At 28.1% G+C, this 16,267-nt stretch carries 16 protein-coding genes; 3 read left to right on the top strand and 13 right to left on the bottom strand.

What is annotated here, in order from left to right:
• Nucleotides 1-157 precede the first annotated feature (157 nt).
• The 6 genes from HCG76_RS05785 to hypB all read right to left on the bottom strand — a co-directional run bounded on the left by HCG76_RS05785 (nucleotide 158) and on the right by hypB (nucleotide 6,410).
• Nucleotides 158-1,054 carry an ATP-binding cassette domain-containing protein gene (locus tag HCG76_RS05785; RefSeq protein WP_221699290.1) on the bottom strand — a complete coding sequence of 299 codons (897 nt, stop codon included), beginning with the start codon at nucleotides 1,052-1,054 and terminating at the stop codon, nucleotides 158-160.
• Nucleotides 1,055-1,056: 2 nt separating this feature from the next.
• Nucleotides 1,057-2,073 carry an ABC transporter ATP-binding protein gene (locus tag HCG76_RS05790; protein ID WP_221699292.1) on the bottom strand — a complete coding sequence of 339 codons (1,017 nt, stop codon included), beginning with the start codon at nucleotides 2,071-2,073 and terminating at the stop codon, nucleotides 1,057-1,059.
• 51 nt (nucleotides 2,074-2,124) lie between these two features.
• Nucleotides 2,125-3,705 carry an ABC transporter substrate-binding protein gene (locus HCG76_RS05795; protein ID WP_221699293.1) on the bottom strand — a complete coding sequence of 527 codons (1,581 nt, stop codon included), beginning with the start codon at nucleotides 3,703-3,705 and terminating at the stop codon, nucleotides 2,125-2,127.
• A gap of 15 nt (nucleotides 3,706-3,720) precedes the next feature.
• Nucleotides 3,721-4,629, bottom strand: coding sequence for an ABC transporter permease (locus HCG76_RS05800; protein ID WP_370778443.1), 909 nt, complete (start codon nucleotides 4,627-4,629; stop codon nucleotides 3,721-3,723).
• A complete protein-coding gene (locus tag HCG76_RS05805) occupies nucleotides 4,610-5,590 on the bottom strand; it encodes an ABC transporter permease (RefSeq protein WP_221699295.1) in 981 nt (326 codons plus the stop codon). Before HCG76_RS05805 ends, HCG76_RS05800 begins: the two co-directional genes overlap by 20 nt.
• Nucleotides 5,591-5,759: 169 nt before the next feature.
• Complete coding sequence (gene hypB, locus HCG76_RS05810; RefSeq protein ID WP_221699296.1) at nucleotides 5,760-6,410, bottom strand: hydrogenase nickel incorporation protein HypB; 651 nt, start codon at nucleotides 6,408-6,410, stop codon at nucleotides 5,760-5,762.
• 156 nt (nucleotides 6,411-6,566) lie between these two features.
• On the opposite strand from hypB, the gene HCG76_RS05815 reads away from it, so the two are divergent.
• Complete coding sequence (locus tag HCG76_RS05815) at nucleotides 6,567-6,989, top strand: DUF3842 family protein (RefSeq protein WP_221699297.1); 423 nt, start codon at nucleotides 6,567-6,569, stop codon at nucleotides 6,987-6,989.
• A 30-nt stretch (nucleotides 6,990-7,019) separates the two neighbouring features.
• Here the strand turns inward: HCG76_RS05815 and xth are convergent, their stop codons facing one another.
• Nucleotides 7,020-7,772, bottom strand: coding sequence for an exodeoxyribonuclease III (gene xth / locus HCG76_RS05820; protein WP_221699299.1), 753 nt, complete (start codon nucleotides 7,770-7,772; stop codon nucleotides 7,020-7,022).
• Nucleotides 7,773-8,171: 399 nt separating this feature from the next.
• On the bottom strand, nucleotides 8,172-9,407 hold the full coding sequence (glyA, locus tag HCG76_RS05825; protein ID WP_221699300.1) for a serine hydroxymethyltransferase: 1,236 nt from the start codon (nucleotides 9,405-9,407) through the stop codon (nucleotides 8,172-8,174).
• A 141-nt stretch (nucleotides 9,408-9,548) separates the two neighbouring features.
• On the opposite strand from glyA, the gene HCG76_RS05830 reads away from it, so the two are divergent.
• Nucleotides 9,549-10,307, top strand: coding sequence for a threonine/serine exporter family protein (locus tag HCG76_RS05830; protein ID WP_221699301.1), 759 nt, complete (start codon nucleotides 9,549-9,551; stop codon nucleotides 10,305-10,307).
• A gap of 1 nt (nucleotide 10,308) precedes the next feature.
• Nucleotides 10,309-10,767, top strand: a complete 459-nt coding sequence (locus HCG76_RS05835; RefSeq protein WP_221699302.1) for a threonine/serine exporter family protein — start codon at nucleotides 10,309-10,311, stop codon at nucleotides 10,765-10,767.
• A gap of 64 nt (nucleotides 10,768-10,831) precedes the next feature.
• Here HCG76_RS05835 and HCG76_RS05840 read toward each other — a convergent pair whose 3' ends face one another.
• From HCG76_RS05840 to HCG76_RS05860, 5 genes are all read right to left on the bottom strand, one after another.
• Nucleotides 10,832-10,975 carry a hypothetical protein gene (locus HCG76_RS05840; protein WP_221699350.1) on the bottom strand — a complete coding sequence of 48 codons (144 nt, stop codon included), beginning with the start codon at nucleotides 10,973-10,975 and terminating at the stop codon, nucleotides 10,832-10,834.
• Between the two features lie 150 nt (nucleotides 10,976-11,125).
• Nucleotides 11,126-12,913, bottom strand: coding sequence for an aspartate--tRNA ligase (gene aspS / locus HCG76_RS05845; RefSeq protein ID WP_221699303.1), 1,788 nt, complete (start codon nucleotides 12,911-12,913; stop codon nucleotides 11,126-11,128).
• 18 nt (nucleotides 12,914-12,931) lie between these two features.
• Nucleotides 12,932-14,179 carry a histidine--tRNA ligase gene (gene hisS / locus HCG76_RS05850; RefSeq protein WP_221699304.1) on the bottom strand — a complete coding sequence of 416 codons (1,248 nt, stop codon included), beginning with the start codon at nucleotides 14,177-14,179 and terminating at the stop codon, nucleotides 12,932-12,934.
• Nucleotides 14,180-14,183: 4 nt separating this feature from the next.
• A complete protein-coding gene (locus HCG76_RS05855; RefSeq protein WP_221699305.1) occupies nucleotides 14,184-15,617 on the bottom strand; it encodes a coproporphyrinogen III oxidase in 1,434 nt (477 codons plus the stop codon).
• A gap of 14 nt (nucleotides 15,618-15,631) precedes the next feature.
• Complete coding sequence (locus tag HCG76_RS05860; protein ID WP_221699306.1) at nucleotides 15,632-16,249, bottom strand: MBL fold metallo-hydrolase; 618 nt, start codon at nucleotides 16,247-16,249, stop codon at nucleotides 15,632-15,634.
• Nucleotides 16,250-16,267: the final 18 nt, after the last annotated feature.

Genomic DNA, 16,267 nt, shown 5'->3' on the forward strand with positions numbered 1-16,267 from the left:
TACTATAATTAGTTTTATTTTTTAAAAACTAATTATAGTATTGACTAAAATTTATTTGAGTATTCACTTATTTTAAAACAAAATTAAAAACTTCTCTACAACTACTAATTTAAATAGCCCTAGAGAAGTCAAAATAATATTATTACATTATAGTATTCTAATCTAACCCATAAACAAAATGTCCTTTTTTAATTTCTTTCCATTTCATTTCTTTTCCTAAATATTCTTCATCTTCATACTTATAATCTGATACCATTTCTAAATCATTAGATTTTAAAGTTGGTACTAAAATTGCTTCTAATAGTGACTTTGTATAAGGATGAATAGGATTATTACAAAGTTCTTCTGTTTCTGCAAGTTCTACTATCTTTCCTTTATATATTACTGCTATTCTATCACTAATATATCTAACCATTGATAAATCATGTGAAATAAATAAACATGTTAATTCTCCATTATTTTTTAACATTTTAAATAGATTAATTATTTGTGCTTGCATAGATACATCAAGGGAAGCTATTGGCTCATCTGCAATAATAAATTTAGGATTAACAGAAAGTGCTCTTGCTATAGCTACTCTCTGTCTTTGTCCACCTGAAAAATCATATGGATATTTATCTATAAATTCTTTATTTAAACCCACTAACTTCATCATTTCATAAACTTTTTCATTTTGTTCACTTTTATTTTTATATATTTTTTTTATTTTTAAAGGCTCTGAAATTATATTTCCTATAGTCATTCTTGAATTTAATGATGAGGTTGAATCTTGAAATATAAATTGCACACTATTACTTATTAGTTTTTTTCTCAATTTATTATTTTTACTTATATTAATACCATCATAAATAATTTCACCATCTGTAATTTTATTAATTCCAACAATACTTTTTCCTAAAGTAGATTTACCAGATCCAGATTCACCAACTAATCCTAATACTTCACCTTTATATACATCTAAAGAAATACCATCTAAAGCTTTTATTACCTTATTCTTATTTAATCTAAAGTATTGTTTAAGATTTTTTATCTCCAATATTTTTTCTTTATTCATTACTAATTAGCCTGCTCCTCATTAATCTTAATTTCTTCTCTAATTTTACTTGCTTTTGGATGAAGTAACCATGTTGCTGCATAATGACTTTCACTCACTTTAAACATCGGTGGTTCCTCTAAAAAATCTATAATTAAAGGCTTCTTATTTCTTATTGCAAAAGCATCTCCCTTAGGAGGATTTAAAAGATTAGGGGGCATTCCTTCAATAGTTTCTAAATATTCTTTATTATTGTTTAATATTGGTAAACATGACATAAGCCCTATTGTATATGGATGTATTGGATTTAAAAATATCTCTTCCTTCTTACCTATTTCAACTATTTTTCCAGCATACATTACAGCTATTCTATCAGCAATTTCTGAAACAACTCCAAAATCATGAGTAATAAAAATTATTGATATATTAGTTTTTCTTTGAATTGACTTTAATAAATCTAAAATTTGACGTTGAACTCTAACATCTAATGCTGTTGTAGGTTCATCAGCTATTAATAATTTGGGATTACATGCTAAACTTATAGCAATTACAATTCTTTGTCTCATTCCACCTGAAAAATGATATGGATATTGATTATATCTATATTCTGCATTATCTATACCAACTAACTCCATTAATTCTATAGCTCTCTTTTTTGCTTCAGCTTTACCTATATTATTATGAATTTTTAAAACTTCTACTATTTGTTTACCTACAGAAATAGTTGGATTTAATGAAGTCATAGGGTCTTGAAATATCATTGAAATATCCTTTCCCCTAACCTTAGTCATATCTTTTTCTTTGATATTAATTAAATTTTTTCCCTCTAAATTTACTTCTCCACCTTTTATATATCCATTTGTAGGCAATAATTTTAGTATACTTCTACATAGCATAGACTTACCACATCCTGATTCTCCTACTATAGCTAAAATTTCACCATTATATAAATCAAAAGATACTTTTCTTATAGCTTTTACTTCACCATAATCTGTTTTAAAATTAACTTCTAAATCCTTCACTTCTAATAATTTATTCATTTTAAATTTTCTCCTGTAATAATATTATTACGTCTATATACCCTTTAAAATCTACTCTAAATCCCACTCTTCAACATTCCAGAATATTCCTACCCCATGATGCCCTAGAACTGTCTCTCTAGTTATTCCTTTTAAATTACTATTTGCTACATAAACTGAATCTATATATGCAAAAAATGTATAAGGCATATCCTTTGTCATTTCCTCTTGAAATTCTTTATAATAATTTAATCTTTCTTCATACACATCAGTTTCTCTTGCTTTAATTAATAATTCATCTATTTTACTATTAGAGTATGCATTATAATTAGCACCACCATTAGTAGAAAAAACCTTATAAGTATGGTCATCCGGATCAAATGGACTTCCCCATCCAATTAAGAATGTATCTTGGTTTTCCCAGTCTATTTTAGAATTAACAGCTACCTTAACATCTGCTCCAACTGCCTTAAGCTCTTGTGCTGCAAAGTTTGCCATATCAATTCTAACCTGATCTCCCTCACTACAAACTATTTCAAAACTTAACTTTGTACCATTCTTTTCATATATACCATCACTACCAAGAATCCAACCTGCCTCTTCTAATAACTCCTTAGTCTTATCTGGGTTATAATCAAACTTTTCAATATCTGGATTATTATAATCGCCCATTTGAATTGGTGAATAAGCAACTTCCCCATATCCTAATAAAATACTATCTACCATTGCCTGTCTATTAATTGCATAACTTAATGCGTTAGGTAATTCTCTATTTTCTGCAAAAAGCGGATTATTAAAATTATACATTATACCTCTATAATCAGCAGTCTTCATTATATCTACTACATAATTATCATTATTTTTAAAAGTTTCTATATCTTTTGGAGTAACTTGAGCTAAATCTAATTCTCCACTTTTAAGTTGTATTACTCTTGCCTTTGAATCATCAACAATTTTAAATATTATCTTATCTATTTTAGGATTATTTCTAAAATACTCTTCATTTTTTACAAGGGTAATACTTTGCCCTTCATCCCATGCACTCAACTTATATGGACCAGTTCCTATTGGATTTCTATTAAAATCACTAGTTGTAATATCTTGACCATCTAATATATGTTTTGGTATAACACCTACAGTTAAATAATCTAATAATGCAACATTTTCATTTTTCAGAATAATTTTTACTACATAATCATCTACTATTTCTATGTCTTTTATATCTTCATAATTTGTTGCTATTTCTGAACCTATTTCTGGATCTTTTATAACTTCATAAGTATACTTAACATCTTCTGCTGTAAAAGGTTCTCCATCATGCCACTTTATATCTTTTCTTAGATAAAATGTATAAGTTAAGTTATCTTTATCATATTCCCAACGTTCTGCAAGCGCTGGTTCAATATTGTTATCTTTATCATGGGCTGTAAGTCCATTAAATAAAAGTGAGTTTATTTCTCCATGCTCATATAATGCTGGATTAATACTTGTATAATCGCCACTTCCATAAACTAATACTTTTTCATCACTTTTTTCTGCCGTAATATTCTCACTTCCTGTAGATTTATCCTCCACCTTTGAATTAGTTCCACATCCAACAAGCAATGCTAATCCTAATGATAATATTATTGCTTTTACCCCTCTAAATTTCATGATACCCCTCCATTTTTATAAGTTATTATATTTTTTAATATTTTTTCTTCTTAAATAATTACCTATATTAGCAATAGAAACAAGTGTTACTACTAAGAATAAACCTGGAATTAAAATTATCCACCAATAATTAGATAGTAATGCATCTTGAGCTAATGAAAGCATACTACCCCAAGATATTATCTCAATAGGTAATCCAATTCCTAAAAAGCTTAATGTTGATTCTGTTGCAATGGCAGAACCTATATTACTAACTACCATAAACATTATTGAAGATATAAAATTAGGTACTAAATGTTGTTTTACTATATAAAAAAATTTTCCTCCCATTATTTTTGCAGCCAATATATACTCGCTATTTCTTATTTGCCTTACTTCACTTCTTACTATCTTTGATATACTCATCCAACTTACTAAACCAATTACTATTGATATTGAAACTGGATTACTTCCACCTATAATTGCTTGAACAAAAATTATTATTAATATTGATGGTATGCTAAGTAATATTTCAGTTGCCTTCATCATTAAATCATCAATCCACTCTGGTGCCATTCCACTAATACTTCCATATACAATTGCAAAAGTTGTTGATATTATTGTTGAAAATATACCTATAAATAAAGAAATTCTTCCACCATACCATATATCTGAAAAAATATCTCTTCCCATTGAATCCGTCCCAAAATAAAAAATGCTATTTGGTGAAACATTTGAATTTGCTAAATCTATAAATTTAGGATTATGAGTCATTATAATATTTGAAAATAAACATCCTAAAATTATTATTGTTAATACTACCATAGACATAATAGGGAATTTTTTTGGTAATTTAAAATTCTTTTTAATATCTTTATGTTCTATAAAACTCTCCTTATCTTTAACAATTTCAAAGTTATTAATATCAAGGTTCAAATATCTCACCCCTTTCATACTTCATTCTTGGATCTATCTTAGTATTGATTATTTGAGCTACCATATTTGAAACTAATACTAATATTCCTGTAATAAGAGTTAATATCATAAGCATATTATAATCATGATATTTTGCACTTTCAAAAATTAAGGTCCCTATTCCAGGATAGGAAAATACCTTTTCAACAACATAAGTCCCTGCTAATATATGTGGAACAGAAACTGCCATTATAGTTATAAAAGATGGTGCAATATTTCTTAAGCAATGCCTATAAATAATTTGACTCTTATTTAAGCCTTTAACTTTTGCAAGCAATACATAATCTTCTCTCATTTCCTCTAATATTTTGTTTCTTACCATATAAGCGTAATACCATAAATGTCCTAATATTAATACTATTAAAGGTAAAATTAAGTGTATAATTCTATCACCTATATTATCTGACATTCCAATTGAATATGCCCCGCTAGTTGGTAAAATAGCTAAGTTTACTCCGAAAATTAAAATAAGTATTAATGATATCCAAAATGACGGTATACAGGATGTTATATTACCAATAGTAATTATTATCCTATCTAGTATTCTATCTTCATGTAAAGCACAATATATTCCTAAAAGTAATGCTAATAAAAAAGTAGAAATATATGCAATTCCTCCTAAAATAATTGTATTTAAACATACATCTCCAATAACTGCCTTTACATCTCTTTTATATTTATATGAAATTCCAAAATCACCTTTTGTTATTCCTTTTATCCACTTACCATACTGAACATGAATAGGGGAATTAAGTCCTAATTTCTCCATAGCACTTTCTTTTTGCTCCTTATTCATTCTTTCAATAGCATTTCCATAATAAGCTTCAAGAGGATCTCCTGGAGATAATCTTGCCATATAAAATACAACTATTGATAGCAAGAATACCGCAATTAAACACTGTAAAAATTTTTTCAATATAATTTTAATCATTTCTATCTCCTTTAATTACTAAACAAAAAAACCACGAAAAAAGATAACGAATTTTTATCGTTAACCTTCGTGGTTATTATAAATACTATCATATTAAGTTTAATTTACTGAATATAAGCCTTCGTGACTTACATTATATATATTACCCCTTTAACCATTTATTGTCAATCTATTTTTCTTTCATTTTATCTTCTATGTGTTTAACTAATGAATCAATTTCTCTTCCTGTTCTACTAGAAACTTTAAATATACTGCAATCACTATTAATACTTCTTGTATCTTTTTCTACTTTATTTTCATTAAAATCAAAATGTTCCATCATATCGTATTTATTTAATACAAGTATATTACTTTCTGCAAATAATAATGGATACTTTTCAACTTTATCATCACCTTCTGGAATACTTAATATTGCTATTTTTAAATTTTCTCCAATATCAAATTCTGCAGGACAAATTAAATTACCTATGTTTTCAACAAAAATAATATCTATTTCATCTAAATCAAAATATCCTAATATTTCTTTAATAGATAATGGTGCTATGTGACATGCTCCATTTAAATTTAATTGTACTACTGCAATACCTAACTTATCAATTTTTTCAGCATCTACTTGGCCGGCAATATCGCCTTCAATAACAGCTATATTATATTTTTCTTTCAAAGCTTTTATTAATTCAATTATTAACGTTGTTTTTCCTGTTCCAGGAGATCCCATTACATTTATTAAAAATATATTCTTTTCTTTTAGTATTTCCTTTATTTCATTACCACATTCATCTCTATAATCAATTTCTTGTTTTATCACCTTTATATTCATAAATTTCTCCTTAATAGTTAATAATAATTTTATTGTAATAATTTACTTTATTTAAATAATATTATATATTATTATTATATATTTTACCATTATTAAAACAATATTATTCTAAAAAGGAATATTTTTCATATAAAACATCTTCATGGAGGAAGTGTAATGATTATAGCTATTTTTGATACTAACGGAGCTGGTCTTGGTCAAAACATCATTAAAAGATTAAAAAAAGATTTATCTAATGATATTAATATAATTGCACTTGGTACTAATACATTTGCAACTTCAAAAATGGTTAAGGCTGGAGCTCATGTTGGTGTAAGTGGTGAAAAGGCTATTAGTTCTTTTTGTAAAAAAAACAAAGTAGATTGTATCATTGCTCCTATTGGTATATTATGCAATGGTGAAAAGGATATGGAGTTATGCCCTAGTATATGCAAATCAATTATAAATATGGACTGCACTAAATATATACTTCCACTACAAAAATATGATATATATATACCCGGTACAAGAAATTTTCAAATTAAGGATTTTATAGAAGAAATACTTTCTGATATTAAAAATAAAATGGTGACAAGTTAAATAACCTTTATTTTAACTTATCACCATTTTTTATTTTAAAATTAATTCAACAGGACAATGATCTGAACCTAAAATTTCAGTATGTATTTTAGCATCTTCTAATCTATCTTTTAAATTTTCTGATACTATAAAATAGTCTATTCTCCATCCTGCATTATTCTTTCTTGCATTAAATCTATATGACCACCAAGAATATATATCCTTTAAATCAGGATAAAAATATCTAAAGGTATCTATAAACCCGTCTTCTAATAAAGCAGTAAACTTTTCTCTTTCTTCATCAGTAAATCCTGCATTTTTTCTATTAGTTTTAGGATTCTTTAAGTCTATTTCTTTATGTGCAACATTTAAATCTCCACAAACTATTACAGGCTTACTTTCTTCTAATGCTTTTAAATAACATTTAAAGTCATCTTCCCATTTCATTCTATAATCTAATCTTGCAAGCTCATTTTGTGAATTAGGTGTATAAACTGTAATCATAAAAAAATCTTCAAATTCTAATGTAATTACTCTTCCTTCTTTATCATGCTCTTCAATTCCTAATCCATATCTAACTGATAATGGCTCTTTCTTTGTGAATATAGCCGTACCGCTATATCCTTTCTTTTCAGCATAATTCCAATATTGATGATATCCTTCAAGTTCAAGATTTATTTGTCCTTCTTGTAGTTTACTTTCTTGTATACAAAAAATATCTGCATCAACTTCATTGAAAAAATCAACAAAACCTTTTTGTACACAAGCTCTTATTCCGTTTACATTCCATGATATTAATTTCATTCTTTTCCTCCAAAGATTCTTCATTAAAGTTAAAACTTAAATGTTTAGTTAAATTACTATTTAATAATTTAACTAAATTGCGAAGTAATTTATAGTTAAGGGCCTTTGGCCAGTTAAGTTTTTTGAACATTGCTTCTCTAGTTTAAAAAGGTTAAAAATTGACTACGTCAATGGTAAGAGCCTTACGGCTAGTTAAGTAAGAAACTTCTTAGGAAGTTTACAAAATATATACTCAAAAAAATTATGAAGTAATTTCCTCCTTAGCTTTTTACCCTTTACTTTAGCAAATACTTACCTGTGATTAATTAGCTAAAGCTATATTAATTACTTTAACTTGGCCGTTACGCCCTTAGCCTTCATTTTTCTTCACAATATTATTCGATTATTTAACAAATAATCTTATCTATATAAAGGATATTTAGCACAAAGTGTTTTTACCCTTTCTCTTAGTCCATTTAAATCACTATTTCTATTTTCTATAACATCATTTATTATTGTTGCTATTTCCTTCATTGCTTCTGTATCAAAGCCTCTTGTAGTAACTGCAGCAGTTCCTATTCTTACTCCTGATGTAACAAAAGGACTTCTTGTTTCATTTGGAACTGTGTTTTTATTAACAGTAATTCCAATAGAATCTAAAAGATTTTCTGCTTCTTTACCTGTGATATCTTTATTAGTTAAATCTACAAGAATTAAATGATTATCTGTTCCATTAGAAACTAATTTAAATCCATACTTAACTAACTCTTCTCCTAAAACCTTACAATTTAAAACTACATTTTTCATATATGTCTTAAAATTAGGCTCTAATGCTTCTTTAAAGCATACAGCTTTAGCAGCAATTACATGCATAAGAGGTCCACCTTGCATTCCTGGGAATATATTCTTATCTAATGCTTTAGCATATTTTTCTTTACAAAGAATTAATCCACCTCTTGGTCCTCTTAAAGTTTTATGTGTTGTAGAAGTTACAAAATCAGCATATGGTACTGGTGAAGGATGCTCACCTGCAGCTACTAATCCAGCTATATGTGCCATATCAACCATGAAATATGCTCCAACTTCATCGCAAATTTCCTTAAATTTTTCAAAATCTATAATTCTTGAATATGCACTAGCCCCTGCAACTATTAATTTAGGTTTATGCTTTAATGCAAGCTCTCTTACCTTTTCATAATTAATTGTTTCAGTTTCACTATCAACTCCATATGAAACAAAATTAAATAATTTTCCTGAGAAATTTACTGGTGAACCATGAGTTAAGTGACCACCATGACTTAAGTCCATTCCAAGCACTGTATCTCCAGGTTCTAATATTGTAAAGTACACAGCCATATTTGCTTGTGATCCTGAATGTGGTTGTACATTAACATGTTCAGCCCCAAAAAGCTCCTTAGCTCTATTTCTAGCTATTTCTTCAACCTCGTCAACTATTTCACAGCCTCCATAATAACGCTTACTTGGATATCCTTCTGCATACTTATTAGTTAAATGAGAACCCATAGCTTCCATTACAGCTTCTGATGCAAAATTCTCAGATGCAATAAGCTCTATCCCTTCTCTTTGTCTTTTTAATTCTTTTTCCATTAAGTCACAAATTTCTTTGTCCTCAATATTTAAATTTTTAAAATTCATTTAATCACCCCAATTATCTTTTTATAAAATTATAAATATAAACTCTAATTAATTCAACTACTTTTTAATATAAATATACATTTTTCTTATATGTTATGGTATAATACATAAAAAATTAAAAAAATATAGGAGTTTTGTATTATGAATGAAATACTTCAAGTTGCAATGATTGCCGGACAAATGATTTTGGAAAATGGTGGCGAAACTTATAGAGTAGAAGAAACTATCTGGCGTATTTGCAAAATATATGGTGCTGAAGAAGCTGAAAGTTTTGCTACCCCAACAGGAATTATGGCTTCAATTTGTCATGAAGGTAAAATATACTCATTGACACGTCGTGTTTCTAATAGAACTGTTAATTTAGATAAAATTGATAAAGTAAATGATTTATCTAGAAGTATATTGTCAAAAAAACTATCTGTGACTGATTTTAAAAAAGAATTAATTAAAATAAATAAGGAGGATATCTATCCACTTCCTGTTATTATAATATTTTCAGCCTTAGGTGCTGGTTCATTCTCCGTTCTATTTGGAGGAACTCTTAAAGATGTTTTTGCAGCATTTTTAATAGGTTTAATAATTAAATATCTTACTGTAAAATGGTCTGAAATAGGTATAAACTTATTCTTTGTAAATAGTATATGTAGTGGAATTGCAGCTCTTTTAGCAATAATTCTTTATAAACTAGGAATTGCAAGTCAAGTTAATCAAACTATTATTGGAGCTATAATGCTGTTAGTTCCAGGGCTGGCTATAACAAATGCCATTAGAGATACTATATCTGGAGATTTACTTTCAGGTATAATTAGAGCTGCTGAAGCATTTTTAGTTGCAATATCCATAGCTGTGGGTACTGGTGCAGTCTTAAGCTTCTGGATATCAAACTTTGGAGGTATTTAAAATGATTATTTTAGTTACACTTGTATCTTTTTTTGCTACATTTGGATTTTGTATTGCTTTTAATATACGTGGAAAGAAAATATTCTTTGCAGCACTTGGTGGCGCTATAAGTTGGTTTTTTTACTCATTACCTTTACAAATGGGGTTATCTGAAATATCATCATTACTTCTTTCATCTATAATTTTTAGCATATATAGTGAAGTTTTAGCCAGAATTTTCAAAACACCAGTTACAACATTCGTAGTATGTGCATTAATTCCATTAGTTCCTGGTAGTGGTATGTATTATACTATGAGAGAAGCAATTTCAGGAAATATCTCTAAATCATTAGAATTAGGATTAAATACAATAGCAAGTGCTGGAACTTTAGCATTAGGAGTCTTATTTGTTTCTACACTAACAAGATTAATTCTTAGCGCTAAACGAAAAAAAGAAATGAAAAAATATGCCCAAAAGTAACTTTACATAAAAAAATAATCTCAACATATTTGGTTGAGATTATTTTTTATGTTATTAAATCTTTTTATTTCTTACCCTTTAATTTCTTATACGCTTTTGCATTTTTAATTAAATCTTTCAAATCCTCTGCCATTTCCACTAACATGCCATTCTTAATCTTAGCCTTATGCATCTTTCTATTCATTTTTTTCATCATTTTGTTTTTCATAGTGACTCCTCCTTAGTAAAAATATATAGAGTACTTACATTATTATTTTAATCAAAATGAGGTTTTTTATCCTGTCAAATATTCTTTAAAAACATTCCATAATATTCAAAAAAAGAAGCTAGCTTTTGCTAACTTCTTTATATAATAATATTATTCTTTATCTTCAGTCTTAACAACTAATCCTAATTCATCAATTTGTTTTTGGTCTACAACATTTGGTGCTTCACTTAAATAGCAGTAAGCATTTTGGTTTTTAGGGAATGCAATAACATCCTTAATATTTTCAGTTCCAGCTAAGAACATTACCATTCTATCTAAACCAAATGCTAATCCTCCATGTGGTGGTGGTCCAAATTTGAATGCATCTATTAAGAAGCCAAATCTTTCTTGTGCTGACTCTTCAGTAAAGCCTAATGCTTTAAACATTCTTGTTTGAAGTGCAGAGTCATGTATTCTTATAGATCCTCCACCTAATTCTTCACCATTTAATACTAAGTCATAAGCCTTAGATCTAACTGCTCCAGGATTGCTTTCAATCATATCTAAATCTTCATCCATTGGTGATGTAAATGGATGGTGAGCTGCATGGTATCTATCTTCTTCTTCATTATATTCGAATAATGGGAATTCAGTAATCCATGTAAAGTTAAATTCATTTTTATCTTTAATTAAATCAAATTGCTTAGCAAGCTCTAATCTTAAAGCACCTAAACTTTGGAATACTACTGAATTTTTATCTGCAACTATAAGTATTGCATCTCCAGTTTCAGCTCCCATAGTTTTAATTATATTATCTGTAACATCATCAGTTAAGAACTTAGCAATTGAAGATTTAACACCATCTTCTTTAATTTGAATCCAAGCAAGACCTTTTGCTTTGTATCCTTTAACAAAATCAACTAATTTATCAAGTGGTTTTCTACCTAAATCAGCTCCACCTTTTAAGCATAACGCTCTTACGCTTCCACCGATTTCTAATGCAGATTTAAATACTACAAAATCCATATCCTTAACACATTCTGTAATATTAGTAATTTCCATACCAAATCTTAAATCTGGTTTGTCAGAACCGTACTTTTCCATAGCTTCTTTAAATGGCATTCTCTTAATTGGAAGCTTTACTTCATGACCTAAAACTTCTTTAAATACATGAGCAATTAATCCTTCATTTAAAGCCATAATATCATCTTGCTCTACAAAGCTCATTTCTAAGTCGATTTGAGTAAATTCTGGTTGTCTATTAGCTCTTAAATCTTCATCTCTGAAACATTTGGCAACTTGATAGTATTTATCAAATCCTGATACCATTAATAATTGTTTAAATATTTGTGGTGATTGTGGAAGTGCATAGAACATTCCAGGATAGTTTCTTGATGGAACTAAGTAATCTCTAGCACCTTCTGGAGTACTCTTATTTAATATAGGAGTTTCTATTTCTAAGAATCCATTATTATCAAGGTAATCTCTAACAGCCTTTGTAGCTCTATTTCTTATCATAAAGATTTTTTGCATATCTGGTCTTCTAAGATCTAAATATCTATATTTTAATCTTATATTTTCAGCAGCATCTAATCCTTCTTTAATGTATATTGGTGGAGTTTCTGATTCTGATAAAACTTTTATGCTTTCACACTTTAATTCTACCATACCAGTTTCCATTGAATTATTTGGAGCTTCTCTTAAAACAACTTCTCCAGTTACAGCAATACAGTATTCTGGTCTTACAGCTTTAGCTTTTTCAAAGCTTTCTGCATTAATCTCTTCACCAAAAACTATTTGCATAATTCCTGTTCTATCTCTAAGATCTATAAATTGAAGACCTCCAAGTTTTCTATTTCTTTGAACCCATCCCATAAGAGTTATTTTTTCTCCTACGTTTGCTTCTCTAGGTTCACCACACATCATGGTTCTTTTTAATCCATTTAAAGCCTCACCCATTGGTAAACTTCCTCCTAACTATTTAATAGCATTAGCTATTTCTTGTATATTATCTAAACTTACTTCAAATACTTCTCCATCGCTCATTCTCTTAAGCTTTATTGATTTATTTTGAAGTTCGTCATCACCTAAAATTGTTGTAAATGCTGCACCAATCTTATTAGCATATTTCATTTCAGCCTTTACGCTTCTTCCCATATGATTAACTTCTGTTTTAATTCCAGCTTCTCTTAATTTATTAGCTAAAGTAACTGCTTCAAATTTAGCATCATCTCCTCTAGCTCCAATATATAAATCAAAAAGATTTTCATTTGGAATTTCTATTCCTTCTTTTTCTAATATCATGATAAGTCTTTCAATTCCCATACCAAATCCAACTGCTGGCATTTCAGGACCACCTAATTGTTCGATAAGCTTATCATATCTTCCACCACCACAAACAGTAAATTCATCATTTAAGATTTCAAATATTGTTTTAGTATAATAATCTAATCCTCTCACTATTCCTGGATCTACTGTGAATGGAATATTTAAAGCAGTTAAATACTTTTTAACAGCATCAAAATGAGTATCGCACTCTTCACACATATAATCAAGTATTATAGGAGCATTTTTAGTAATTTCATTACATTTTCTTTCTTTACAATCTAAAATTCTCATAGGATTTTTTTCAAATCTTGATTGACATAAAGAACATAAATTATCATAATTTTCTTTTAAGTAATTTTTTAAAGCTTCATTATAATTTGGTCTGCAACTTGGACATCCTAAATTATTTATATTTAAGCTTAAGCTTTGAAGTCCTAAAGTTTTTAAAACTTGCATTGCTAAAGCAATTACTTCTGCATCCATAGAAGGTTCTTTTGAACCGTATACTTCCGTTCCAAATTGATGGAATTGTCTAAATCTACCTTTTTGTACATTTTCATATCTAAAACATGGAGTTATGTAATAAAGCTTAGTTGGTTGTGCTTCATTAAATAATCTACTTTCAATAAAAGCTCTTCCAGCTCCTGCTGTTCCTTCTGGCTTTAATGTAATACTTCTATTACCTTTGTCATTGAAAGTATACATTTCTTTTTGAACTATGTCAGTTGTATCACCAACACCTCTTGCAAATAATTCAGTATGTTCAAACATAGGAGTCCTAATTTCTCTCATCCCATAATATTTTGCAACATCTCTAAATGTTTGTTCAACAAAATGCCATTTATAAGCATCTTGTGGTAGCATATCCTTCGTTCCCTTTGGAGCTTGCATTTCCATTTAATTATTCCTCCTCTTTTAAGTAAAGGGTATCTAATAGTTTTTTCTTTCCCTCTACCATTTCTTCTATTCTACTACAGTATTCTCTAATATCCTTTATATTTGCAAATCTTTCTATTCTTCCTTCTTCTAAGAAAACAACTTTAGAAACAGCATCTGCACCTAAAGCAATAATAGTTTGCTTATCTTCTATCATTTGAATATTATAAATACATTCTGCACCTTTTCTAGAATAACCTAAGTTCTCCATATTTCCAACCATATTTTTTTGACGATACATATAATATGGATGTAATCCTAACTCTTTAGCTAAATTTCTGCTTTCTTCATACATCCCTGCTAATTCGCTTTGTTTCTTTACTTGAATACCCTTTTTAAGAATAAAATTCTCATAAAGAATTGATGCTCTTTTTAAAGATAACCCATGAACAGTTAAGCTATCTGGATGTAACTTTAATATTTCTTCCTTTGTATGAAGAACTTCTTTTATTCCTTCACCAGGAAGACCTATAATCATATCCATATTAATATCATTAAAGCCCATACTTCTTGCTAAATTAAATTTCTCTATTACATCAAAAGAATTATGGCCTCTTCCTATCATTTTTAAAGTATTATCATTCATACTTTGAGGATTTATACTAATTCTTGTTACATCAAATTTCTTCATTGTTTCAAGTTTTTCTTTAGTTATACTATCAGGTCTTCCACATTCTACAGTAAATTCCTTTAAGTCTTTCCCTTTAACAAATGCATCATAAGCTTCTTGCATAACAATTTCAAATTCTTCATTACTAACAGCTGTAGGTGTTCCTCCACCAAAATATACAGTTTCAATATTTAAATTTCTTTCATTAACATACTTTTTCATTTCTCTAATTTCATATATTAATGCTTCTAAATATGGACTAACTAATTTTTTATTTCCCATTATTGGATTAGCTGCAAAGGAACAATAAAAACATCTTGTAGGACAAAATGCCATTCCAATGTAAATAGCTATATTTTTAGAAGTATTATTTACAAAGCTTACTTCTGTTTTAGCAATCTCTATACAAAGTTTTGCCTTTTCTTCAGATGCTAAATGCTTTTTGTCAAATATTTCTATAATTTCTTCTTCAGTTTTTCCTTCTTGTAAATATTTAAGTGCAATTTTAGATGGTCTAATGCCAACTAAAATTCCCCATGGATATTCTTCTTTTGTAATATCTTTTAATGAAGAAAATACTAATCTTTTAATGTCTTCTTTAATATTTTCAGATATTTTAGCTTCTTTATGATAAGTATTATTAATAAACTCTACTTTATTATCTAAAATATTAACAATATAATCTCCATCATCTAAAAATTTAATTTCATCTAATGGAAAATAAATATTAAACATTTGATATACGTCATATCTGTATTTCATGTCATTTAATTTAATTTTTATTTCCATGACTTCTCCTTTTATTAAAAAATCTCAAACTCATCTTGTAAGAATGGATTTCTTAGTTTTTCATATCCAATAGTAGATGATTCCATATGTCCAGGATATATTTTTATATCCTTATCTAAAATCATCAATTTTGTTTTTATTGATTGTATTAATTCATTGAAATCTCCACCTATAAAATCACTTCTACCTACTGACCCCTTAAATAAAGTATCTCCAGTAAACATAGCATCTTTATAAAGATAGCACATTCCACCCTTAGTATGACCTGGTGTATGAATACATTTTATTTCACCATCACCAAATGATAAAGTATCCCCGTCTTTTACAAGGTTATATTCTTTTGGTAAATTTCCAAAAACTGTTCTATCAGTTTTCATAAAATGAACCTCATTTTCATTCATATATATAGGAGCTTTAAACTTCTCTACAACTTCATTCAAAGCTTCCACATGATCAAAGTGACCATGAGTTAGTAAAATATATTTAATATTACATCCTAACTCTTCTATATTTTTAATTAATAAATTACCATTTCCACCTGGATCTACAATACAAGCATCTTTTGATTTTTCATCTATTAAAACATAAATATTTTCTTCATAAATTCCTATAGGATACGTTTTTATAATCATATTTTCACCTCACAAATT

It is taken from the genome of Clostridium sp. K13, assembly GCF_019734195.1.
GTDB lineage: Bacteria > Bacillota > Clostridia > Clostridiales > Clostridiaceae > Clostridium.